The 22,678-nt window shown below is 68.6% G+C and carries 18 protein-coding genes; 13 read left to right on the top strand and 5 right to left on the bottom strand.

What is annotated here, in order from left to right; translation table 11 throughout:
- Positions 1-291: 291 nt before the first annotated feature.
- From ACIP1U_RS16825 to ACIP1U_RS16800, 6 genes are all read left to right on the top strand, one after another.
- Positions 292-3,126: a xanthine dehydrogenase family protein molybdopterin-binding subunit gene (locus tag ACIP1U_RS16825; protein WP_400316833.1), complete on the top strand. Its 2,835-nt coding sequence runs from the start codon at positions 292-294 to the stop codon at positions 3,124-3,126.
- A complete protein-coding gene (locus ACIP1U_RS16820; RefSeq protein WP_400316831.1) occupies positions 3,123-3,683 on the top strand; it encodes a (2Fe-2S)-binding protein in 561 nt (186 codons plus the stop codon). Before ACIP1U_RS16825 ends, ACIP1U_RS16820 begins: the two co-directional genes overlap by 4 nt.
- A complete protein-coding gene (locus tag ACIP1U_RS16815; protein WP_400317022.1) occupies positions 3,683-4,966 on the top strand; it encodes a c-type cytochrome in 1,284 nt (427 codons plus the stop codon). The genes ACIP1U_RS16820 and ACIP1U_RS16815 overlap by 1 nt, the downstream gene beginning before the upstream one ends.
- A 436-nt stretch (positions 4,967-5,402) precedes the next feature.
- Positions 5,403-6,923, top strand: coding sequence for an aldehyde dehydrogenase (gene adh / locus ACIP1U_RS16810; RefSeq protein ID WP_400316829.1), 1,521 nt, complete (start codon positions 5,403-5,405; stop codon positions 6,921-6,923).
- A 116-nt stretch (positions 6,924-7,039) separates the two neighbouring features.
- Positions 7,040-8,068: an alcohol dehydrogenase AdhP gene (adhP, locus tag ACIP1U_RS16805; RefSeq protein ID WP_400316827.1), complete on the top strand. Its 1,029-nt coding sequence runs from the start codon at positions 7,040-7,042 to the stop codon at positions 8,066-8,068.
- A gap of 14 nt (positions 8,069-8,082) precedes the next feature.
- A complete protein-coding gene (locus ACIP1U_RS16800; protein WP_400316825.1) occupies positions 8,083-8,478 on the top strand; it encodes a DUF779 domain-containing protein in 396 nt (131 codons plus the stop codon).
- Between the two features lie 16 nt (positions 8,479-8,494).
- Here the strand turns inward: ACIP1U_RS16800 and ACIP1U_RS16795 are convergent, their stop codons facing one another.
- The gene (locus ACIP1U_RS16795) at positions 8,495-10,459 is read right to left on the bottom strand and encodes a sigma-54-dependent Fis family transcriptional regulator (protein WP_400316823.1); all 1,965 of its coding nucleotides are present in this window, start codon (positions 10,457-10,459) and stop codon (positions 8,495-8,497) included.
- A 182-nt stretch (positions 10,460-10,641) separates the two neighbouring features.
- Positions 10,642-10,884 carry a hypothetical protein gene (locus ACIP1U_RS16790; RefSeq protein ID WP_400316821.1) on the bottom strand — a complete coding sequence of 81 codons (243 nt, stop codon included), beginning with the start codon at positions 10,882-10,884 and terminating at the stop codon, positions 10,642-10,644.
- A gap of 200 nt (positions 10,885-11,084) precedes the next feature.
- Between ACIP1U_RS16790 and ACIP1U_RS16785 the strand changes: the two genes are divergently transcribed.
- Genes ACIP1U_RS16785 through ACIP1U_RS16775 form a run of 3 tightly spaced genes read left to right on the top strand, consistent with a single transcriptional unit; the run spans position 11,085 to position 15,526 of the window.
- The gene (locus ACIP1U_RS16785; protein ID WP_400316819.1) at positions 11,085-12,047 is read left to right on the top strand and encodes an alpha/beta hydrolase; all 963 of its coding nucleotides are present in this window, start codon (positions 11,085-11,087) and stop codon (positions 12,045-12,047) included.
- A gap of 43 nt (positions 12,048-12,090) precedes the next feature.
- Positions 12,091-14,223 carry a penicillin-binding protein 1A gene (locus ACIP1U_RS16780; RefSeq protein ID WP_400316817.1) on the top strand — a complete coding sequence of 711 codons (2,133 nt, stop codon included), beginning with the start codon at positions 12,091-12,093 and terminating at the stop codon, positions 14,221-14,223.
- 49 nt (positions 14,224-14,272) lie between these two features.
- A complete protein-coding gene (locus ACIP1U_RS16775) occupies positions 14,273-15,526 on the top strand; it encodes an arsenic transporter (RefSeq protein WP_400316815.1) in 1,254 nt (417 codons plus the stop codon).
- A gap of 45 nt (positions 15,527-15,571) precedes the next feature.
- Here ACIP1U_RS16775 and ACIP1U_RS16770 read toward each other — a convergent pair whose 3' ends face one another.
- Positions 15,572-15,739, bottom strand: coding sequence for an arsenite efflux pump ArsB (locus ACIP1U_RS16770; RefSeq protein WP_400316814.1), 168 nt, complete (start codon positions 15,737-15,739; stop codon positions 15,572-15,574).
- 343 nt (positions 15,740-16,082) lie between these two features.
- Here ACIP1U_RS16770 and folE point away from each other — a divergent pair, with 343 nt between their 5' ends.
- Together folE and ACIP1U_RS16760 are read left to right on the top strand one after the other, a co-directional pair.
- Entirely contained in the window at positions 16,083-16,832 is a 750-nt protein-coding gene (gene folE, locus ACIP1U_RS16765; protein ID WP_400316812.1) for a GTP cyclohydrolase I, read from the top strand.
- Between the two features lie 56 nt (positions 16,833-16,888).
- Complete coding sequence (locus tag ACIP1U_RS16760) at positions 16,889-17,332, top strand: BLUF domain-containing protein (protein WP_400316810.1); 444 nt, start codon at positions 16,889-16,891, stop codon at positions 17,330-17,332.
- Between the two features lie 25 nt (positions 17,333-17,357).
- Here the strand turns inward: ACIP1U_RS16760 and ACIP1U_RS16755 are convergent, their stop codons facing one another.
- Complete coding sequence (locus ACIP1U_RS16755) at positions 17,358-17,609, bottom strand: hypothetical protein (protein WP_400316808.1); 252 nt, start codon at positions 17,607-17,609, stop codon at positions 17,358-17,360.
- Positions 17,610-17,790: 181 nt separating this feature from the next.
- A complete protein-coding gene (locus ACIP1U_RS16750) occupies positions 17,791-17,955 on the bottom strand; it encodes a zinc ribbon domain-containing protein (RefSeq protein WP_029044829.1) in 165 nt (54 codons plus the stop codon).
- 482 nt (positions 17,956-18,437) lie between these two features.
- Between ACIP1U_RS16750 and ACIP1U_RS16745 the strand changes: the two genes are divergently transcribed.
- Both ACIP1U_RS16745 and ACIP1U_RS16740 read left to right on the top strand, forming a co-directional pair.
- Positions 18,438-19,085, top strand: coding sequence for a response regulator (locus ACIP1U_RS16745; RefSeq protein ID WP_400316806.1), 648 nt, complete (start codon positions 18,438-18,440; stop codon positions 19,083-19,085).
- Between the two features lie 26 nt (positions 19,086-19,111).
- Positions 19,112-22,651: an ATP-binding protein gene (locus ACIP1U_RS16740; protein ID WP_400316804.1), complete on the top strand. Its 3,540-nt coding sequence runs from the start codon at positions 19,112-19,114 to the stop codon at positions 22,649-22,651.
- Positions 22,652-22,678 lie beyond the last annotated feature (27 nt).

The following is a 22,678-nucleotide window of genomic DNA, read 5'->3' as shown; positions in this document are numbered from 1 at the left end:
GGTAAACCCTAGGCGGGGGCGACAATCGCGGGCTCAGCGCAGCCGTTCAGCGCCAGGATCATGACAACAATGCCCCGCCCCTAATCACCCGCGCCGCTGCCGTAGTGACAGGCGGCACGCCATGCCCTGTTCCAGCCGCCCATCGCGGCCGCGCTCCCTGAACACCTGAATCGTTTCCGCGCCAGCCACGGCTGGCCTGCGGATGGCTGCGCTCGCCGCGCTGTCTTGCGCAACACCGCGAACAGGCGCGCAACGTCACGCAGTCCCCCAAGGCATCCCACAAGGAATCCCATGCCCAGCTTCAACCCTTCACGGCGCACCTTCCTCAAGGCCAGCGTCGTGGCCGGGGTGTCGGTCTACATCGCACCCATCGGCGGCAAGGCCTTCGCGGCCTTGTTTGAAGACAAGATCCTGACCCCCGTGCAGTGGGACGCCAAGGCCGGCGCCCCCAAATTCCGCATCGACGGCATCGCCAAGGTCACTGGCGCCAAGGTGTTCGCGCGCGATATCCGCTCGCGCGACATGCCGCATTGGCCCCAGCAGCAATCGCACGCCTTCATCCTGCGCGCGACCCAGGCCGACCGCCTTTATGAGGGCTTCGACCTGGGCGTGCTGGGCGACGAGCTCAAGCCCGATCGCGTCGTCACCGCAGCGGACCTGGCACGCGACGGCGTCGCCTTCCCCGCCTTCTATGGCGAAGACATGCTGCTGCCCGCCGGCAAGACGCCCGCCTACCTGGGCCACGCCGTGGCCATCCTGATCTACCACGACTTCGCGCGCTTCCGCTTTGCCAAGGACAAGCTCAAGTTCCGCGATGACGCGATCCGCTATGGCGCGAAGACCGGGCCGCTGGAACGCGACCCATGGGGCACCTTCCGCTTCGTGCGCGTGGGCGGCGCAACGCCCTATGAAGACGATGTGTTCTCCAGCCTGAAGCACGCGCCGGTGTTCCCCAGCATGATGCGCAAGCACCAGCCGGTATGGCCGGACGGCAAGGACCACGGCCAGCTTGGCGAACAGGGCATGTACCACGCCGGGCAGATCCGCGCGCAACTGGCGAAGCCGTCCGGCGACTGGCTGGTGCTGGAGCGCGAATACAACTCGCAGTCCGTCGATACCGCCGCGCTGGAGCCCGACAACGCCAACTGCTGGTACGACGCCGCCGCGCAGGCACTGCACCTGGTGGTGCCGACCCAAGGGCCGAACGAGGTCGCCGAAAGCGTGGCCGAGATGCTGGCGCGCGCCAGGGGCGCATTCCCGGTGAAGCAGGTATTCCTGCACCCGTGCTATACGGTCGGCTACGGCTCCAAGGACCACTACAATTTCCCGTTCTACGGCCTGGTCACGGCGCTGTACGCCGAGGGCAAGCCGGTACGGCTGGCCAACGACCGCTACGAGCAGTTCCAGACCTCGATCAAGCGCCACGCCTTCAAGATGCGCTACCGCATCGCGGCCGACAGGAAAACCGGCCTGTTCCAGGCCTTCCAGGGCGACCTGGAAGCCAACGGCGGCGGCCGCGCCAACTTCTCGCCGTCAGTGGCCATGGTGGGCGCCACCGCCGCGCAATCGATCTACTACTTCCCCAAGAACGACCTGACTGCGGTGGCAATCGCCTCGCGCGCCATCGATGCCGGCTCGGCACGCGGCTACGGCACGCTGCAGAGCATGGCCGCGACCGAGATGATGGTCGACGAGTTCGCCGAGCAACTCAAGCTCGACCCGATCGAGTTCCGGCTGAAGAACGCGCTGCGCTCCGGCATGAAGAACACGCAGGGCGCGATCCCCGCCGGCGCGATCCGCGTCGACGAGGTGCTGGAAGCGGCCAGGGCATATCCGCTGTGGACCAACCGCGCCAGCAAGAAGGCAGCATATGAAGCCGCCAATCCCGGCCGCCGCTACGGCGTGGGCTTTGCGTGCGTGCAGAAGGATTTCGGCACGGGCGCGGAAGCGTCGTTCGCCAAGGTCGAGCTGAAGGCCGACGGCAGCATCGTGCTGCATCACTCCGGCGCCGAGATCGGCACCGGCATGTCGACCTCGCAGGCCGCGGCGGTGGCGCGCTGGCTGGGCAAGCCCGCGGGCGAGGTGCGCACTTCGGTCACCGACTGGACCGATTTGCCGGTGGCCACCTCGGGCGATCCCTACCTGATGAGCCAGGCCGAGCAGGACAAGCTGTCGGCCAACCCGCGCTGGTCGCCGGCATATGCGTCGCCCGCCAGCGCCACCAACTCGGCCTACTACTTCACGCACAGCACGCGCGAAGCCGCGCGCGTCATCTTCATGCACGGCCTCTGGCCGGCGGCGATGGCGATCTGGAGCCAGGGCATCGGCGGCGGCCAGGCGGCGTCGCTGGTGGTGCGCGTGGAAGACGCGCGCTGGGTCGACGGCAAGCTCAGCGCCGGCGGCCTGCAGGCGCTGTCGTTCGAGCAGATCGCCGCCAAGGCGCATGAACTGGGGCTGGTCACCGGCGCCACCGTTCACGTGTTCAACCGCTGGCAATGGAGCGAAGCCGATTTCGACATCGACGGGCAAGCCGCGCGCCTGCCGGTGGACGGATTGTCGGTGCGCTACGGCGACGGCGCCGATGCCTCGCGCAAGGCGCGCATGCGCACCGCCGGCGGCTGGCACGTGCTGGATCGCAAGAAGGTCTACATCGCGTCCACGCAGCGCAACAACGCCGCGGTGACCTACTACAGCGCGGTGGGCACCTTCGTCGAGCTTTCGGTGCACGAGGCCAGCGGCAAGGTGGAAATCCTGTCGCATCACTCGATCATGGAATGCGGCACGCAGCTGTCGCCGCAGCTCGTTTCCGGCCAACTGCAGGGCGGCATCGCCATGGGCATCGGTCACGCGCTGCATGAATACCTGCCGCTCTACGAGGACGGCCCCGGCAACGGCACCTGGAACTTCAACCGCTACCACCTGCCGCGCGCCAGCGACGTGGCGGTGTGGGCCCAGACCGGCACCGTGCTGCCGCCGGTCTCGGAAACCGACCCGCCCAAGGGCATCGCCGAGGTGGTGATGATCCCGGTGGTGGGCGCCATCGTCAACGGCATCGCGCATGCCATCGGCCATCGTTTCACCGACCTGCCGGTGACGGCGGCCAAGATCCAGGAGGTACTGGCATGAGCATCGCCACCCAACCCATTACGCTCAACATCAATGGCAAGGACGTCGGCCCCGTGGACGTCCCCGAAGGCCTGATGATGATCGATTTCCTGCATGAATACCTGGACCTGACCGGCTCGCGCCTGGGCTGCGGACAGGGCATCTGCCACGCGTGCGTGGTGATCCACGACAAGCCGGACGGCACCAGCGAGGAAGTGCGCAGCTGCATCACCGGCGCGCACTGGTTCCAGGGCCGCAAGGTGCGCACCGTGGAAGGCCACGGCAAGCGCGACGAGAAAGGCGAAGTGGTCGAGCTGACGCCGGTGCAGCAGAAGTTCCTGGAGCATTTCAGCTTCCAGTGCGGTTACTGCACGCCGGGCTTCGTCAACGGCGCCACTATCCTGGTCGAAAAGCTCAAGCGCAACCCGGTGCCGAAGGAAAAGGTCGAGGCCACCATCACGGAGGCGCTGGACGGCCATATCTGCCGCTGCACCGGCTACGTGCGCTACTACGAGGCGGTAAAGGACGTGATCACCAGCACGCCGGGCCTGGTCAGGGACAGCGGGAGCGACAAGTGATCCAGCGCACCGCATTGATGATCGCCACGCGCGCCGCGCTGGCAGCCATTGCCGCGACCGCAATGGTGGCCGGCTGCGGCAGCCGCACCGAAGCCATCGCCCCCGCCGCCGACCAGGCACCCAGGGCGCAGCTGGCGCCTGCCGAGCAGATCGCGCGCGGCCGCTACCTGGCGCGCGCAGCGGACTGCGCCGCGTGCCATACCGCGCCCGAAGGTGCACCCTTTGCCGGCGGCGTGGAACTGGCCTCGCCGTTCGGCAAGTTCTACGGCACCAACATCACGCCGGACAAGACCCACGGCATCGGCAACTGGAGCGCGGACGACTTCTACAAGGCGCTGCATGATGGCAAGGCACCGGACAAGCATCTCTACCCGGCGATGCCGTACACCTCATACCGCGGCCTGTCGCGCGCGGATGCCGATGCCATGTACGCCTACCTGATGCAGGTGAAGCCGGCTGCCGTGCCCAACCGCCCGCACGACCTGCAATTCCCATACAACCTGCGCTTTGCGCTGGCGGGCTGGAACCTGCTGTTCCTCCAGGACACGCTGCCGGATGCGTCCAGGGGCGATTCCGAGTCGTGGCAGCGCGGCCGCTACCTGTCCAACGCACTGGGCCATTGCGCCGAGTGCCACACCCCGCGTGCCGCATTCGGCCGGCTGGATGTGTCGAAGCCACTGGCCGGTTCCGCGCTGGCGCGCGTCGGCGCGCCGGACATCACGCCCGCCGGGCTGGCCGCGCGCGGCTGGACGGCCGCCGATCTGCAGCAGTTCTTCGCGACCGGCATCGCGCCGCAAGGTTCGGCCTTTGGCGAGATGTACCCGGTGGTGCATCTGAGCAGCCAGTACCTGAACAAGGGCGACCTGGCGGCGATGAGCACCTATCTGCTCGGCGACCGGCCGCCCGTGCCGCAGCCGGTGAAGCCGGTCAATGCCGATGCCGCGCAACTGGCTCCCGGCCGCCGACACTACGTCGCCGTCTGCGCTGGCTGCCATGGCCGCGAGGGCGAAGGCAAGCCGCACGTGGCGGTGTCGATGGTTGGCAATTCGACGGTGCGCAACGCTGATGCGCGGAACCTGATCGTGTCAATGCTCGACGGCATCGCGGCGCAGCGCTTCCCTGGCGTGGAGGCAATGCAGGAGATGCCGGGCTTCGCCGGGCGCATGAGCGACGAGGAACTGGCGCAGCTGACCAATTACCTGCGTGCTACCTGGGGCGGCCAGCCGGCCGACGTGACGCCTGGCGACGTGAAGGCGCTGCGCGCGGCAGGGCCGGGGCATTAAGGCCCATTGCCTGCGGAGGAAATCATCCCGCCGGTTTGCTCCCTCTCCCGCAAGCGGGAGAGGGGCCGGGGGAGAGGGCAGGCGCTCGCATACCAACGCCCTTCACTCCGTCGAAGCTCCGCCCCTCTCCCCCACCCCTCTCCCACTTCGCGGGAGAGGGGAGCGATTGCGAGGATTGGTGGCAAGCGCCAGCCGGGTCGCAAAGCGGTGTCAGTTCACTGCTCCAATCTGGAACACCTGCTGTCACGCGCTGGCACACCGCCGCCAGCGCGTGACACACCTCCCGCCTGATTCCGCAGCCTTCCGCGGTCAACTTCTTTCGATTCCTTCCCGCTTTTCCCTCCTCTCGCACCCCGGCACACCTCTTGCGATCCGCTCCGGTGCGCACGGCCCAAGCCGTGACGACACGACATAAATCCTTCGAACGGAGCGAGACATGAACATGGCGGAAATCGCCCAGCTGGGCGTCAGCAACCCCTACAAGCAGCAGTACGAGAACTACATCGGCGGCCAGTGGGTGCCGCCTGCCGGCGGCGAGTATTTCGAGTCGATCACGCCGATCACCGGCAAGCCGTTCACGCGCGTGCCGCGCTCCCATCAGCAGGACGTCGATGCCGCACTCGACGCCGCGCACGCCGCCAAGGCCGCATGGGGACGCACCTCCACCACCGAGCGCGCCAACATCCTGAATCGCATCGCCGACCGCATCGAGGCCAACCTGACGCTGCTGGCGGTGGCCGAGACCATCGACAACGGCAAACCCGTGCGCGAGACCACCGCCGCCGACCTGCCGCTGGCGGTCGACCACTTCCGCTACTTTGCCGGCTGCATCCGCTCGCAGGAAGGCGGCATCTCCGAGATCGACGGCGACACCGTTGCCTACCACTTCCATGAGCCGCTGGGCGTGGTCGGCCAGATCATCCCGTGGAACTTCCCGCTGCTGATGGCCACCTGGAAGCTGGCGCCGGCGCTGGCTGCCGGCAACTGCGTGGTGCTCAAGCCGGCCGAGCAGACGCCCGCGTCGATCCTGGTGCTGATGGAGGTGATCGGCGACCTGCTGCCGCCGGGCGTGGTCAACGTGATCAACGGCTTCGGGCTGGAAGCGGGCAAGCCGCTGGCTTCGAGCCCGCGCATCAGCAAGGTGGCCTTCACCGGCGAGACCACGACCGGCCGGCTGATCATGCAATACGCGTCGCAGAACCTGATCCCGGTGACGCTGGAGCTGGGCGGCAAGTCGCCCAATATCTTCTTCGAAGACGTGCTGGCCGCCGACGACGCCTACTTCGACAAGGCGCTCGAAGGCTTTGCCATGTTCGCGCTGAACCAGGGCGAAGTGTGCACCTGCCCGTCGCGCGCGCTGATCCAGGAATCGATCTACGACCGCTTCATGGAGCGCGCGCTCAAGCGCGTGGCGGCGATCCGCCAGGGCCACCCGCTCGACAAGGGCACCATGATCGGCGCGCAGGCTTCGGCGGAACAGCTCGAGAAGATCCTGTCGTACATCGACCTCGGCCGCAAGGAAGGCGCGCAGTGCCTGGCGGGCGGTGAGCGCAATGCGCTGGACGGCGACCTGGCGGGCGGCTACTACGTCAAGCCGACCGTATTTGCCGGCCACAACAAGATGCGCATCTTCCAGGAAGAGATCTTCGGGCCGGTGGTGTCGGTCACCACCTTCAAGGATGAGGAAGAGGCGCTCGCCATCGCCAACGACACGCTCTACGGCCTCGGCGCCGGCGTGTGGACGCGTGACGGCGCGCGCGCATTCCGCATGGGCCGCGGCATCCAGGCGGGCCGCGTGTGGACCAACTGCTACCACGCCTACCCCGCGCATGCCGCATTCGGGGGATACAAGCAGTCCGGCATCGGCCGCGAGAACCATCGCATGATGCTCGACCACTACCAGCAGACCAAGAACCTGCTGGTCAGCTACAGCCCCAACGCACTTGGGTTTTTCTGACGGTGCTCAAAGCATGGCGCAATGGCCGCCTATAGTGGCCCCACGCGTGCCATGATCCGGGTTGAGCCCCGCGGGCGCGGGGCCAACCCGGACAAGGAGTCATTCAAGGAGTCGAGATGCCTGCAACGATGAAAGCCGCGGTGGTGCGTGAATTCGGCGCGCCGCTCACGATCGACGAAGTTCCTGTTCCCCAACCCGGCCCCGGCCAGATCCAGGTAAAGATCGAGGCCTCCGGCGTCTGCCATACCGACCTGCACGCCGCCGACGGCGACTGGCCGGTCAAACCCACCCTGCCCTTTATTCCCGGCCACGAAGGCGTGGGCTACGTTTCCGCCGTGGGCAGCGGCGTGACCCGCGTAAAAGAAGGCGACCGCGTCGGCGTGCCCTGGCTCTACAGCGCCTGCGGCTATTGCGAGCACTGTCTGCAAGGCTGGGAAACGCTGTGCGAGAAGCAGCAGAACACTGGCTATTCCGTCAACGGCGGCTATGGAGAATATGTCGTCGCCGATCCCAACTACGTGGGCCTGCTGCCCGACAAGGTCGGCTTTGTCGAGATCGCGCCGATCCTGTGCGCCGGCGTGACGGTCTACAAGGGACTGAAGGTGACCGATACGCGGCCAGGCCAGTGGGTCGTGATCTCCGGCATCGGCGGCCTCGGCCACGTGGCCGTGCAGTATGCGCGTGCCATGGGTCTGCGCGTGGCCGCGGTCGATATCGATGACGACAAGCTCGCCCTGGCGAGCAAGCTCGGCGCCGAAGCCACCGTCAACGCGCGTACCACCGATCCCGCCGCGTGGCTGCAGAAGGAAATCGGCGGCGCGCATGGCGTGCTGGTCACCGCGGTATCGCCGATCGCCTTCTCGCAGGCGATCGGCATGGTGCGCCGCGGCGGCACCATCGCGCTCAACGGGCTGCCACCGGGCGAGTTCGGCACGCCGATCTTCGACGTGGTGCTCAAGGGCATCACCATCCGCGGCTCGATCGTCGGCACGCGCAGCGACCTGCAGGAATCGCTGGCCTTTGCCGCGCATGGCGACGTGAAGGCCACGGTATCGACTGCCAGGCTCGATGACATCAACAACGTGTTAGGTCGCCTGCGCGACGGCAAGGTCGAAGGCCGGGTCGTGCTGGACTTCAACGCCTGACGAGGAGAAGGGCCATGCCGGCTTCCGCATCTGCTGCCCCGTCCGTCGCCCGCGTGGTGGCAACGCCTGCCGCGCTGGCGCTGATCGCGCAGTTGAGCGCGCGGCATGGCCCGCTGATGTTCCACCAGTCCGGCGGCTGCTGCGACGGCAGCGCGCCGATGTGCTATCCCGACGGCGAGCTGCTGGTCGGCCCGGCCGATGTCCGGCTGGGCGAGATCGGCGGCGCGCCGTTCTACATGACGCGCGCGCAGTTCGAGTACTGGCAGCACACGCGGCTGGTGATCGACGTGGTGCCGGGCGCGGGTGGGATGTTTTCGCTGGAAGGGACGACGGGTCAGCGGTTTTTGACGCGCTCGGAGTTGTTCAGCGATGAAGAGGCGGCGTGGCTGGCAGCACAGCCTGGGTTGTGATGGCGCGGATGAAGCGTCAGCCCTCCTCCCCCGGGCCGCTGTCCAACCCTTCCTTCAACCTGCGATAGATCGTATTGCGCGACACCCCCAGCTCGCGCGCGGCATGACTGACATTGCCGCCATGCCGTGCCAGCGCCTGCCGGATGACGCCGGCCTCCCAGTCGCGCATGCGGGCGACACCCGAGACGGGCGCCGTCGTAGCGCAAGGCGCCTGTTCCACCGCCTGTTCCACCGCCTGTTCCACCTGTCCGCCGCACTCCTGCTCAAACCCCTCCGGCATGTGCTCGCAGCCGATCTCCGCTTCGCCTTCGGCCAGTATCGACGCCGTGCGCAGTACATTGGCAAGCTGGCGGATATTGCCCGGCCACGGATGGCTGCGCAGCGACGCCAGCACTGGCGCGCTCACCTGGACCGGAGATTCAGGCCCCACCTCTTCCCTCTGCCGCTGCAGGATCCGCTCCACCAGCACCGGCAGGTCGCTGCGCTCGCACAGCGGCGGCAGCGTCACCGCCAGCGCATTGATGCGGTAGTACAGGTCTTCACGGAAGGTGCCGTCCGCAATCATCGCGCGCAGGTCGCGGTGGGTGGCGCACACTACCCGCACATCGACCGGCACTGCCTGCGCCGCGCCCAGCGGCGTCACCGCGCGCTCCTGCAGCACGCGCATCAGCCGCACCTGCTGTGCCAGCGGCATGTCGCCGATTTCATCGAGGAACAGCGTGCCGCCATGCGCCTGCGCCAGCTTGCCGGCGCTGCCGCGGCGGCGCGCGCCGGTGAAGGCGCCTTCTTCATAGCCGAACAGTTCGGCCTCGATCAGCGCTTCGGGGATCGCCGCGCAATTGACGGCGACAAAGGGGCCATTGGCACGCGGCGAGGCGGCGTGGATGGCGCGCGCCAGCCACTCCTTGCCGGCGCCGGTACGGCCCTGGACCAGGATCGGGATATCGCGGCCGCTGACCTTGCGCACGCGGCGCAATACGGCCGCCACTGCGGCGTCGCCGGTGTCGAGCGCGGCCAGCGCGGGCGGCAGCGGCTCGTCCGCCAGCGGCTGGCGCACGCTGACCGGCGCGGCCCGATATTCAATGCGCGCGAACACCTGCACGCGGCTCGGCAGCGTCAGCATGTGCAGCGTTCCGGACGCGCGCGCCTGCATTGCCATGCGCACCGGCTGGCCGAACAGCTCGGCAAAGCCGGTCAGCGCCAGCGCCTGCGGCGCCAGCCCCAGCTGGAACAGCCCGCTGCGGTTGGCAGCCAGGAAGGCGCCGTCGGGCGCGAACGCCGCCATGCCCTCGAACAGGGTGCCGACGAATTCCGGCCGTGCATGGAAGCGCACCAGCACCGCCTCCGGGAAATGGTTGGCGAACAGGTGGTTCTCGATCATCTGCGCCGACATCCGCACCAGCGCCATGGTGTGCCGATGGAAGCCGCGGTGGTCGCCGCTGACGTCGAGCGCGCCCAGGATCTCGCCGGTGGGGCCGGCAATCGGCGCGCACGAGCAGGTGAGCTGGTGGTTGGCCTGCAGGAAGTGCTCGCCGGCGTGGACGATGGTGGGGCGCGCCTCGGCCAACGCGGTGCCGATGGCGTTGGTACCCTTGCTGGGCTCGGACCACGACACGCCCGGCGCCAGCGCCACGCGGCGGGCGCGCGCGACGAAATCGCCGTCGCCCAGGCTGTGCAGGATCACGCCGCTGCTGTCGGTCAGCAGCACCATGCTGTCGGTGTTGGCGATCTGCGCGTGCAGGGTTTCCATCACCGGCAGCGCGTGGCGGTACAGGTCGCGGCTGGCATCGACCAGTTCGCCCAGTGCGCGTGCGGCAAGGGCCTCGTAGCCTGGTGCATGGCCGGCATCAAGCCCGAAGCCGGCCGAACGCGCATGCGCGCGTGCGATCAGTGCGGCGCGATCGGTGTCATCAGCGTCAGCGCCGTCGCGCTGGGCGCCGGAACGCGTTGGGTCTGCTGCGGGATGGGCGGCACGGTGCATGACGGCGGGTCTCCGCTGGGTCTCCATTATCGGCTGGCGGCTGGCGTGGCGGCCGCTGCCTTGCCGTCCCTTGCCGCACGCCGCGCAGGCGGACGCTGCGGCAGGCCGGGCGGCTGTTGTCCGGCAACCTTATCACAGCGGATCGCCGTGTATGGATCCGCGCCGCCCCCGGGGCGCCGGGGTCAGCGTTTTTCGTCGAGCAAGTCGTTCAGGATCTCGTCGAACGCCGCCTGGGCGTCCTCCAGCGACTGCAGCGCCGCATCGAAGGTCTGCAGCGCGAGCTTGGATGGCTTGCCGCTGCCTTGCGGCGGATAGTGGGCCTGCAGCGCGGTGAATGCCACCTGTACCTGGCGCGTGGCCGCGACCACGCGCTCCATGGCCTGCGCTTCTTCGGCGCGGAACTGCTCGTCTTTCTGCTCGCTCATGCTTGTTTGCTCCGTGGGCGCGCCGTCGGCCAGGATGCCGGTGGGGGTGGCGCGCGTGTATGAGGCATATCGTACAAGAACTCCGCGGCCCGGCTTGCGTTGCGCGGTCGCGCCAGACAAAAATGAGGTAGGCTGCGCAGCTTGGGCGGCATGGCCGGCGCCCCCCGGCGCCACGCCCGCCGCGCACCTGAAGACTTGCCATGCGATTCAAGACCCGCCACGCGCTGGCCGCCGCGCTGATGACTGCCAGCGGCTTCGCCTGCTACTGGACCTACCTGACGCTGAACCAGGACCGCCTGCTGTTCGACGCGCGCCGGCGTCCGCCGCGCGACCTCCCAGAAGGCCTCATCGGCTATTCGCACGTCATTCCCGGCGGCGTCGTGCGTGGCTACATCTACCATGCACCCGGCGACAGCGTGCGCGACCTGTTTTTCTACCTGCCCGGGCGCGGCGAGGATGTGCTGGAAACGCTGCAATACGCGCGCTGGCTGCCGAAAGGCATGGCCTTCGCCACCTATGACTACCGCGGGCTGGGCCATTCCGACGGCCGGCCGTCTGAAGCGGGGGCCGTCGCCGATGCCAGCCAGTTCCTGCTCCATGTCCGCCGTGTCTTTCCCGACACGCGCGTGCACGTGGTCGGGCGCAGCCTCGGCACCGGCGTGGCGATCCAGCTCGCCGACCTGCAGGAGTTCGAGAGCCTGCAGCTGATCACGCCTTATGACTCGCTGCTGGAACTGGTGCGCAAGCGCTTCCCGCTGGTGCCGCTGCGCCAGCTGATGCGCCACCATTTCGATTCGATCTCGCACTGCAAGAAGGTCGTGCAGAGCACCAAGGTGCTGCTGGCGGAGTCGGACGAGGTCGTGCCGCATGCCTGCTCGGAGCGGCTGATGGCGGCGTGGCCCGGGCCGGTCGCGCTGCAGACCATGCCCGGCACGGACCACTTCACCATCATCGAGCAGCAGCAGACCTGGCTGTCGCTGTGCGAGTTCGCGTGCCAGCACAGCGAGTCCAGGCTGCGCATGGCCTCGGCCACGCCGGCGCCGCCGGATCCGGACAGCGCCGCCGCTCCCGCGCCGGCACTCCATGCCGTGCCGGACGCCGTCGCCCCGCCCGCCGAGCGGGACGACGGCGGCAGCCCGCTGCCGCTGGCAGCCACCCGATGACCGCAGCGCCGGTTCGGCCAGCCGGAATAGGTAGAATGCGCGCATGAAAAAAATCGCAGTCAAGGCAGGCGGCGCCGTACTGGCGCTGGCTGCGGCCGCCAGCCTGCTCGCCGGCTTTGCCGCGGTGCTGAGCCTGCGGCAGCTTCCACCGGTCGACGCCCTGCGCGACTATCGCCCCGACGTCCCGCTGCGGATCTACACCAGCGATCACGTGCAGATCGGCGAATTCGGCAGTGAGCACCGCGAATTCATCCCCTTCGAGCAGATTCCCCCGCGCATGGTCCAGGCCCTGCTGGCGGCCGAGGACGACCAGTTCTACGAGCACGAGGGCGTCGACATCCCCGGGCTGTTCCGCGCCGCGCTGGCCAACCTCGGCCAGGGCTACGCCCAGGGCGCGTCGACCATCACCATGCAGGTGGCGCGCAATTTCTACCTGTCGCGCGAGAAAACGCTGGCGCGCAAGTGGTATGAAATGCTGCTGGCCTGGCGCATCGACCAGTCGCTGCCCAAGGACCGCATCCTCGAGCTGTACATGAACCAGGTCTACCTGGGCGAGCATGCCTATGGCTTCGGCAGCGCGGCGCATGCGTACTTTGGCAAGCCGCTGGCGGCGCTGTCGCTGGCCGAGAGCGCGATGCTGGGCGGGCTGTCCAAGGCGCCGTCGACCATGAATCCGGTGGTCAACCTGCCGCGTGCCAAGCGCCGCCAGGAATACGTGCTGGGCCGCATGCTGGCGCTCGGCATGATCAGCCAGGACGACTACCGCGCGGCCCGCGCCGAGCGCCTGGCCATCTCCGGTGAGACGCCCGGCAGCTTCGCCGGCCATGCCGAGCACGTGGCCGAACTGGCGCGCCAGCTGGCGCGCGAGCGCTTTGGCGATGAAGCCTACACACGCGGCCTGAATATCTACACCACGGTGTCGTCGGTGCGGCAGACGCTGGCTTACGATGCCGTGACCGGTGGACTGCAGCGCTATGCGCGCCGCCACCGCAAGGCGGTGCCGGCGCTGGAGAAGGGGCCGCAAGGGCCGCAGGCGGCGCTGGTCTCGCTCGACGCCAATACCGGCGCGATCGAGGCGATGGTGGGCGGCGCGGACTTTGCGGCCAGCCGCTTCAACCACGCCACGCAGGCGCTGCGCCAGCCGGGCTCGACCTTCAAGCCCTTCGTCTATGCCGCGGCGCTGGAGCGCGGCGTGTCGCCCGGCACTGTCATCAACGACGCGCCGCTGGCCAATTCGTCGCGCTGGCAGCCGTCCAACGACGACGGCCGTTTTATCGGCCCGGTCACCGTGCGCCAGGCGCTGGCCGAATCGCGCAACCTGCCGGCGATCCGCACGCTGCAGGCAATCGGTATTCCCTATGCGGTGGAGTTCGCCAGCCGCTTCGGCTTCTCGCCCAAGCGGCTGCCGCGCTACCTGCCGCTGGCGCTGGGCACCGGCACCACGTCGCCGCTGCGGCTGGCCGCGGCCTACGGCGTGTTCGCCAACGGCGGCCAGCGCGTGGAGCCCTACCTGATCGAGCGCATCACCGACAGCGAGGGCAACGTGCTGTTTGAAGCCGGCCATGGCGCCGCAGCGCCGACGCGAGTGATCAGCGCGCGCAATGCCTTCGTGATGGACAGCCTGCTGCGCAGCGTGGTCGGCGAAGGCACCGGCGCGGGCGTGCGCCGCTATCTGCGCCGCGACGACGTGGCCGGCAAGACCGGCACTACCAACGACGCCATGGACGGCTGGTTCGCCGGCTACGCCGGCGGCGTGGTCACGGTGGCGTGGATGGGCTACGACGATAACCGCAGCCTGGGCGAGCATGAGTTCGGCGCCACCACGGCGTTGCCGGTGTGGGCGGCGTACATGGAAGGACGGCTGGCCGGCGTTCCCGAGGCTGACCCCGACGCCCCGGCCGGCCTGGTGCGCGCGGGCAACGACTGGATATATGCGGAGTACGCGGACGGCAGCCATGGCATCGCCTCGCTCGGCTTCCCGCCGCCGGCGGATCCGCTGGCGGCACCGACCGCGGCTCCTGTCGTGGGCCCGGTGGCAAGCAACGCTGCAACCAATCCCGCCACGTCCTCAGCGCCGCCAGGCGCGGGCACGCAGCTTCCCGGCACCACCAACGGCATGCCGACGCCTGCCGCCGTGGCAGCGCCAGCCGTTTCCGCCAGCCGGGAAGGCCTGTAAGAGCTCCACGCATTCCTGCCGCCTCACCCCACCTTCGAATCCATCTTCGATGTCCAGCCACAGCCCGCTGCTGATCTGGTCGGTCGCCGCGCTGACCACCGCCGGCGTCCTGTTCCGCCCCTTCCGCCTGCCCGAGGCATTCTGGGCCGCCTCCGGCGCGCTGCTGCTATGCGCCAGCGGACTGCTGGCGCTGCCCGACGCATTCGCGGCAGTCATGCGCGGCTACGACGTCTACCTGTTCCTGGCCGGCATGATGCTGATCTCCGAACTGGCCCGCAAGACTGGCCTGTTCGACCACGTCGCCGCGCTGGCGGTGCGCCAGGCGCGCGGCTCGGCGCTGCGGCTGTTCCTGCTGGTGTATGGCTTCGGCACGCTGGTCACGGCGTTCATGTCGAACGACGCTACCGCGGTGGTGCTGACGCCCGCGGTGCTGGCCGCCACGCGCGCGGCGCGCGTGCGCCATCCGCTGCCCTACCTGTATGCGTGCGCGTTCATCGCCAACGCGGCCAGCTTCGTGCTGCCGATCTCCAATCCGGCCAACCTGGTGATCTTCGGCGAGCGCATGCCGCCGCTGGCGGGATGGCTGGCCAGCTTCGCGCTGCCGTCGCTGGCCGCGGTACTGGCGACGCTGGCCGCGCTGTGGTGGACCCAGCGGCATGCGCTGACCGAGCCGATCGGCAGCGATGTCCCGGTGCCGCCGCTGTCGCTGCAGGCCTGGCTGACCGCGCTGGGCATCGTGCTGACCGGCATCACGCTGCTGGTGGCCTCGCTGCGCGGCAGCGAGCTAGGCTGGCCCACCTGCGCCGCGGGCGTGGCCACGCTGCTGCTGGTCTGCGCCACCCGGCGCGACCTGCTGCTGCCGGCGCTGGGGGAAGTCTCGTGGGGCGTGCTGCCGATGGTGGCCGGCCTGTTCGTGCTGGTGGCCGCGCTGGAGCAGACCGCGGTGATCGGTTACCTCGCCGACGCGGTTGCGGCCGCCTCGCGCGATGGTGGTGCGCTTGCGCTGCTGGCGGTGGGCGGACTGGTGACGCTGGCGGGCAATATCGCCAACAACCTGCCGGCCGGGCTGATCGCGGCATCGGCGCTGTCCGCGGGCGATGCGTCGCACGCGGTCACCGGTGCGGTGCTGGTCGGCATCGACCTGGGCCCGAACCTGTCGGTGACCGGCTCGCTGGCCACGCTGCTGTGGCTCACTGCGCTGCGCCGCGAGGGGCATGTGGTCAGCCCCGGACAGTTCCTGCGCCTGGGCGCGATCGTCATGCCGGCCGCGATGGTGCCGGCGCTGGCGCTGCTGCTCTGGTAGGTGGTGCGGGGCGCCTGAGCGGAGAGCAGCACGCCGCCGCGCGCCTCAGCCAGTACCAGTGCTGGCACGCCCGCTTGCCGGCACGCGCGCGCCAACGGCAAGCGGCCGCCGCAGGCTGGGCTTGCCCGCGCGCGCGGCGCTGGCGTGATGCTCCGCCACGCCCGTTTCCACCGGCGTAGCCGGCAGCGGTACCGTCACGACATGGAGCAGCATCAGGCTGCTGCACGGAAAGGCGATCGGCAAGGTCACGTTGTTCCCGACAAAAAAGTAAGGCCGCAACTTCCGGTACGCCCGCCATTCAGGTGGCGGGCGGCTGATGTTTGCGGACATTATGTGCGCTTGTCGGCGTCGCGCGGGGCGAGGTTGAGCGTTGTCACGAACTATTCACGGAAGCAAACCGGGGTGTGCGGTATGCGGCGCGTCCGGCAGTGGACAAGGGGCCGCAGGGCGTCTGGCGCGCAGGTTGTCGGGCCACCGCATCTGCCATATAGTGAATCCGGCACACTCGCCGGCGCCCATGCCGGAACAGACCACTCCGCAACCCACCACGCTACCCATGAACAGCAAGGACGCGGCACGCCGCGCGCATGACCTCCACCCGGCCGACGCGGCGGCCGGCGACCCGGCGTCTTCCGTCTCGGAGCGGATCCGCGCGCGCCTGCAGGCGGCGCAGGAACGCTTCCACGCCAACGACAATATCGCCCACTATATCGAGCCGGGCGAGCTGGAGCAGTTGCAGGCGGAAGTCCAGTCCCGCATCGAAGGCGTGCTGCGCGCGCTGGTGATCGACGTCGACAACGACCACAACACGCAGGAAACCGCGCGGCGCGTGGCCAAGATGTACCTGAAGGAAATCTTCGCCGGCCGCTACGCGAAACCCCCGGCGGTGACCGAGTTCCCCAACGTCGGCCAGCTCAATGAGCTGATGATCGTGGGCCCGCTGCGCGTGCGCAGTGCCTGCTCCCACCACCTGTGCCCGATCCTCGGCAAGCTGTGGGTCGGGGTGATGCCCAACCAGCATTCCAACCTGATCGGCCTGTCCAAGTACGCGCGGCTGGCCGAATGGATCATGTGCCGGCCCCAGATCCAGGAAGAAGCCGTGGCGCAGGTGGCCGACCTGCTGCAGGAAAAGATGAACCCCGACGGCCTCGCCATCGTCATGGAGGCCGAGCATTTCTGCATGCACTGGCGCGGCGTGCGCGACACCGACGCCAAGATGACCAACAGCGTGATGCGCGGGTCCTTCCTGAAGGACGACAGCCTGCGGCGCGAATTCCTCACGCTGCTGAACAACAACCGCGGCTAGGTGCCCTGCCCCCGAACCGGCATCCGCCCCTTTCCCATCACGGAACCGCCACGACCATGCTAGTCCGCCTGATCTATGCCAGCCGTGCCCGCCAGGCCATCGACTCGGCCCTGCTCGACGCGATCCTGGCCACCAGCCTGGAGCGCAACCCGCACCACGGCATCACCGGCGTGCTGTGCCACGGCAACGGCATCTTCCTGCAGGCGCTCGAAGGCGACCGGCAAGAGGTCTCGCTGCTGTTCCAGTCGATTGCGCGCGATCCGCGCCACCAGGACGTGACGCTGCTGCATTTCGAGGAAACCTGCACGCGCGACTTCGCCGGCTGGGCCATGGGTCAGGTCAACGCGGCGCGCATCAACACCGCGACGCTGCTGAAGTTCTCGGCACGCGCCGAACTCGATCCGTTCCGAACCAGTGGCGCGGCCTCGCTGGCACTGCTCAAGGAACTGATCGCCGGCGCCTCCGTGGTGTCGCGCCTGGGGGAGCGCGGCCGGCACTGAGCCGCGCTGTCCCCACTGTGCCGCGCTACGCCGCCACGCGGCCGAACAGGCCGCATTCGAGATCGCTCTCGAACTCTTCGACCCAGACCGAGCCCGGCCCGGCCTCATAGACGCTGACCGCATCCGTGCCCAGGCGCTTCACGCTGACGCGGCGGGCCTCGTTGCCACCCTCATCCGTGATCTGGAACGCCTCCGGTGCGATCCCGACATGCATGCAAGCCTGCGTTACCTGTTGCTGCTCGTCGGCGGGAAATTGGGAAAACGGTCTCGTGGCCATGGCATCCTCCGTCAAGGTTGAGATCGCCGCTTGCGCGCAGCGCGAACGCGCGTGGCGATGGATGCGCCACGCATAAAACCACTCCGGCATCCCACTGGAAGTCGCCCGGCGGGATGCACGCCAACGCCCCGCTGCGGCTTCGCGGCGGAGCGCAAATCTCCTGGGACGTTGTTGTTACGGCTCAGCTCTTGCGCTGGGTCACTGCCACGAACGGGGCCGGTGCGTGCTGGACGGACTGGCTGCCGCAGTTCGGGCAATTCGGATGGGCAGAGGCATGTTCCGCGAGATGCTCGGTTTTCTCGAACACATGGCCGCACTTCTCGCAGCGGTATTGATAGACGGGCATGGCATATTCCCCCACGCGGCACGCGCCGCAAGCGCCACCCGGCGCGAGCCGGGCCTTGCGCGGCATGATGGCCGCGGGCGCGTGTCAGGTTCATTCTAGGACAGCGTTCGCGGGCCCCAACGTGAAAGTTCGATGGCAGCCACCGGCACCCCGGCATATGTCGTCGGCAATCCACTTCCTCGGGCATAGCAGCGCTGCGCCGAGCATTGATGTCACGCAAATGCCATTGCGCGCGATCCGCGGAAAAATCGCGATGGCGTCGAGCAGTTCGCCGTCATGCAATGCGGGGGTCAGGCCGTACCCTTGTACCCACCTGCCCGTCCGGCACGACAGCAGTGACCGGGAACTAGCCGAATTACGATTCAGGGGCGCCGGGAACATAGCCAGAATGCGGATTTGCGGTGACGCCGTGGCGTTGGCAGCAGCAGTGCTGCAGACGCCGCCGGCCAAGCAAGCGCCGAGAACCCAAGGACCCGAAAACGATGTACGACCGAATCATCCGTGTCGCCCTGGCGGACGACCATCCGCTGGTCTTGGTCGCGCTGCGCGACTGCCTGCAGCGCACGCCCAACTTGCACGTCACCAGCGCCTGCGGCGACGGCACGGAATTGCTGGCCGCACTCGACCGCGAGCCCGCTGACATTGCCATCACCGACTTCTGCATGGGCCGCGGCGATGCCTCGTCGGACGGCTTCAACCTGCTGAACCGGCTCGCGCGCCGTCATCCGCTGACCCGCATCGTGGTGGTCAGCGCCCGGGACAATGCCGCCATCATCCGCCGCGCCATGAAGCTTGGCGTGCGCGCCTACGTCAGCAAGGAAGACCCGATCGATGAGGTGGTGCGGGCCTGCCTCCAGGTTGTCGCCTGCGACGGCTGCTACCACTCGCCTTCGGCGCAGGCCATCCTTGACAGCGCCGCGCTCGCCGCGGCCCCGGCGACCGAACTGACCCTGCGCGAACTGGAGGTGGTCAGGCTTTATGCGCAGGGCATCCAGCTTGCCGACATCGCCGGCAAGCTGGGGCGCTCGGTCAGCACCATTTCCAGCCAGAAGACGGTCGCCATGCGCAAGCTCGGCGTGCAGACCAACACCGGCCTGATCCGCTACGCGTACGAAAATGGCCTTATCTGACGCTGCGCCGGCCTGAATACGCGCCGATGGAAGCGACCCTGAAGCGCACGCGCGAATCGCTCACGAGCGCGTTCGATGCACTGGCCGAGCAATCCCGGCGCCAGCAGCAGCGCTACGCCGCCACCATTGCCGCGCTGATCGCCGGGGTGGTGTTCTCCGGCCTGCTGCTGGCCGGGCTGGCCGCGGGCAGGCACCTCGACTACCGGCGCGGGCACGTGGCGCAGTATGTGGCAGCGCTGTCACAGCTGCTGCAGAACGAAGCGTCGTTCCTGCGGCGCAGCGTGCTGACGATCCGCTACCAGCGTGAAACCCCGGCTTCCGGCCCGGCGCGCGATGCCGCCTTTGCATCGTTCCGGCGCACCGGCACTGCCAGCATCCACGTCGACGGGGTGGGAAAGGACTATCACCTGCTCGCCACAGATGACACGCGGCTCGCGTGGGGCGCCCGGCTGCCGGAGCGGTTCGCGGGGCTGCGCGGCATCGCGCTGGCCACCATGGCAACGCTGCAGGCGTTCCGCCTCGATCACGACGCCTTTGCCGTCGCGCTGGACGAAGACAGCGCCGTGGTCATCCGCCAGCCCGAAGACGGCGCACGCGCCCCGATGGCGCTCGACCCGACGCTGATCCCGCTGCTGCGCGCGCGCCTGACCGAAGCGCTGCGGGACCGCACCGGCCATGCCGTGCCGGTGCGCGACCAGCCGGTGTGGATCGGCCCGCTGCGGCACCCGGTCGACGATACCCCGGTCATGATGCTGGTCAGTGCCGCCTATGCCGGCGACAGGCCGACTACGCTGGTCGCCGCCTGCATCCCGGTGCAGGGTTTCCTGGCGACCCTGCACCGGCCGAGCAAGCCGGCACTATTGCTGCTGGTCAGTGAAGCCGACGAGATCATCGACGTGTCGCCGCGCGAAGACGTGGCATCGGCGGCCCAGATAGACAGCCTGACGGCGCGGGCGCGCCACATCGACCACGATACGCTGCTGTACACCGGCAACGGCGTGCTGCTGATCGAGCCGCTGCAGGCGGGCCTTGGACTGCTGGTGTACTTCCTGCCGTACCGGATGCTGGCTGCGGCGCTCGCCGCCGAGTTCGCCGGCATCGCGTTGGCCATGCTGGTGCTGGTCGGCGGCATCTTGCTGACCGCGCGCTACTGGAGCCGCCACCTGCTGCGGCGCACGCATGCCGATGCCTCGCGCGCGCTGGAAAGCGAACTGATGACGCATGTCCTGGTCAGCGCCACGCCGGTGGGGCTGTGCATCGTGCGCCAGCGCGACTACCGCGTGCTGATGTGCAACCAGCGAGCCGACACGCTGCTGCGGCTGCATGGCTCCCGGCAAATGCCCGACGCGCTGGCACAAGCGTTCGGCGCGCGGCCGCGCCGCTGCGGCGACGGTCCGGCCGCCATTGCCAGCCTGACAGTCGCCGCGCCGGCAGCGGCCCCGGAGGGCGACGCCGCATCGGTCGCGGTGCAGGCCGATGACGGTACCGCCCCGGCTGCCGACGCTACCCACGCCACTGACGTCACCAACGTCGCCGACGCCGCCAGCCGCTTCCTGCAGATCACCTATGCACCGGCGCGCTACCGCGACGACGACGTGCTGTTCTGCGCGGTGCTGGACTGCACCGCGCAACAGGCGCTGGAGGACCAGCTGCGCTCGGCGCAACAGGCCACGGAGGCCATGATGCGCGCGCGCTCGACCTTCTTTGCCGCCATGAGCCACGAGATCCGCACGCCGCTCAATGCGCTGCTTGGCAACCTGGAACTGCTCGCGCGCAGCCCGGGGCTGCAGCCGCATGCGCCGCGCCTGCAGGTGCTCGACGCGGCCGCCGAGGCATTGCGGCGCATCGTCAACGATGTACTGGATTTCTCAAAGATCGATGCCGGCAAGCTCGAACTGGTCGACGAACCCTTCCGCCCGATCGACGCACTCGAAAGCCTGGCGCTGACCTACGCGCCGATGACGGCGGGCCGGCCGCTGCGCTTTCACCTGCTGCTGTCACCATCGCTCGACGTGGAAATCACTGGCGACTGCACGCGGCTGGTACAGGTGTTCAACAATCTGCTGAATAACGCGTTCAAGTTCACCACGAGCGGACGCATTGCCTTCAGCGCGGAGCTATGCACCGAGGGCCAGGACGTGCCCCACCTGGTCTGCCGCGTCGGTGATACCGGCATCGGCATGCCGCCGTCGCTGGCGGCGCAGGTGTTCCAGCCGTTCGTGCAGGGCAATGGTGTCAACGCCGCGCGCCTTGGCGGCACCGGGCTCGGGCTGTCGATCTGTGCGCGGCTGTGCGAGCTGATGGGCGGCAGCATCACGGTGGCGAGCGTGCCCGATATCGGCAGCGCCTTCACGGTGCGGCTGCCGGTGCGGACCGCGCTGGCGGCTCAGCGGGCCACCGGGCACGCGGTCACCACTGCGCCGCAGGGCCACGTACTGGTGTTGTGCCAGGATACGCGTATCGGGGAGAACCTTGAAGCATGGCTCAATGCCGCGGGCTGGCGCACGAGCGGTCTGGCATCGCTGGCAGCGGCACAGGAATACCTGGCGTACAGGCCGGCCCGGGTCATTGTGGCCAGCGACGACTTTCCGATGGCCGCGCTCACCACGCTGCGCGAAGCGGGCGCCGCCACGGTGGTGTGGGTCACGCCGGACGGCCCGCATCGACCGCACCAGCGCGCGCCCGGAATTCTCGAGGTCACGACGTACAGCCATCATGCGTTGCTGGCGTGCGTGGCTACGGCAGCCGACAACGCCAGCCATGACTCCGCCAGTGCACGCAGGCCGGACAACAGGCCAGAAGATACCGACAGCGGAACCGAGAGCACTACCGGCATCACGCCCGCAGCGCCACTGCCTTTGCCAGTCCCGATCACGCCGCGCGCCTCCATCCTGGTGTCCGAGGACAACCCGCTGAACCAGGCCCTGATCACCGAACAGCTGCAAACGCTCGGCTACCAGCCGATCGTGGTCAGTAGCGGCAAGCAGGCGCTGGCGGTGCTGGAGAGCACGCGGGTCGATGCCGTGCTGACCGACATCCAGATGCCCGGCATGGACGGCCATGAACTGCTCGACGCGATACGTGCGCGCCATCCCGGCGTGCCGGTACTGGCCTTCAGCGCCTTCCCGCGCAGCGAATGGTCTGTGGACTGGCGCCAGCGCAGGTTCGCCGGCTACGTGGCCAAGCCGGCATCGTTGCAGGACCTGCAGGCCTGCCTGGACCATCTGCTCGGGCGCCAGGATGCCGCGCCACAGGGTCACGCCAGCATCGAGGCAGGCAACGACCGCCAGCGCTACGAGGCCATGCTGCGCCGGCAACTGCAGGAAGACCTGCCCAAACTGGAGCGCAGCATCGCGCAATGCGACCTGGCAGCCCTCGAGCGCTGGACCCATGCCACGGCTGGCGCGTTCATGATCGTGCGCCGCAAGAGCATCGTGCGCGAGTGCCGGGCGCTGGAAGCACTGTCCCGCGCGGCGCCAGGCTGGACCCCGGCGGTCGCCGCCGCTGCCGCGGCGCTGCGCCAGCGGCTGCGCAGCTATATGGAAGCCATCGGCGCCGCGGCTTAGCGCGCCTGCGGTGCCTGCAGTGCCCGC

The sequence above is a fragment of the Cupriavidus sp. NPDC089707 genome (genome assembly GCF_044748965.1).
Taxonomy (GTDB): Bacteria; Pseudomonadota; Gammaproteobacteria; order Burkholderiales; family Burkholderiaceae; genus Cupriavidus.
Note: the sequence above shows the minus strand (reverse complement) of the source record. Positions and strands in the feature narration are given on the sequence as shown.

Excerpts from the sequence above, each read along its gene's own strand:
- ACIP1U_RS16800 (WP_400316825.1), top strand. The coding sequence starts at position 8,083 with ATGCCGGCTTCCGCATCTGCTGCCCCGTCCGTCGCCCGCGTGGTGGCA.
- ACIP1U_RS16745 (WP_400316806.1), top strand. The coding sequence starts at position 18,438 with ATGTACGACCGAATCATCCGTGTCGCCCTGGCGGACGACCATCCGCTG.
- ACIP1U_RS16780 (WP_400316817.1), top strand. The coding sequence starts at position 12,091 with ATGAAAAAAATCGCAGTCAAGGCAGGCGGCGCCGTACTGGCGCTGGCT.
- ACIP1U_RS16775 (WP_400316815.1), top strand. The coding sequence starts at position 14,273 with ATGTCCAGCCACAGCCCGCTGCTGATCTGGTCGGTCGCCGCGCTGACC.
- ACIP1U_RS16740 (WP_400316804.1), top strand. The coding sequence starts at position 19,112 with ATGGAAGCGACCCTGAAGCGCACGCGCGAATCGCTCACGAGCGCGTTC.
- ACIP1U_RS16755 (WP_400316808.1), bottom strand. The coding sequence starts at position 17,609 with ATGGCCACGAGACCGTTTTCCCAATTTCCCGCCGACGAGCAGCAACAG.
- ACIP1U_RS16770 (WP_400316814.1), bottom strand. The coding sequence starts at position 15,739 with ATGCTGCTCCATGTCGTGACGGTACCGCTGCCGGCTACGCCGGTGGAA.
- adhP (WP_400316827.1), top strand. The coding sequence starts at position 7,040 with ATGCCTGCAACGATGAAAGCCGCGGTGGTGCGTGAATTCGGCGCGCCG.
- ACIP1U_RS16750 (WP_029044829.1), bottom strand. The coding sequence starts at position 17,955 with ATGCCCGTCTATCAATACCGCTGCGAGAAGTGCGGCCATGTGTTCGAG.
- ACIP1U_RS16825 (WP_400316833.1), top strand. The coding sequence starts at position 292 with ATGCCCAGCTTCAACCCTTCACGGCGCACCTTCCTCAAGGCCAGCGTC.
- adh (WP_400316829.1), top strand. The coding sequence starts at position 5,403 with ATGAACATGGCGGAAATCGCCCAGCTGGGCGTCAGCAACCCCTACAAG.
- ACIP1U_RS16790 (WP_400316821.1), bottom strand. The coding sequence starts at position 10,884 with ATGAGCGAGCAGAAAGACGAGCAGTTCCGCGCCGAAGAAGCGCAGGCC.
- ACIP1U_RS16820 (WP_400316831.1), top strand. The coding sequence starts at position 3,123 with ATGAGCATCGCCACCCAACCCATTACGCTCAACATCAATGGCAAGGAC.
- ACIP1U_RS16795 (WP_400316823.1), bottom strand. The coding sequence starts at position 10,459 with ATGCACCGTGCCGCCCATCCCGCAGCAGACCCAACGCGTTCCGGCGCC.
- ACIP1U_RS16760 (WP_400316810.1), top strand. The coding sequence starts at position 16,889 with ATGCTAGTCCGCCTGATCTATGCCAGCCGTGCCCGCCAGGCCATCGAC.
- folE (WP_400316812.1), top strand. The coding sequence starts at position 16,083 with ATGAACAGCAAGGACGCGGCACGCCGCGCGCATGACCTCCACCCGGCC.
- ACIP1U_RS16785 (WP_400316819.1), top strand. The coding sequence starts at position 11,085 with ATGCGATTCAAGACCCGCCACGCGCTGGCCGCCGCGCTGATGACTGCC.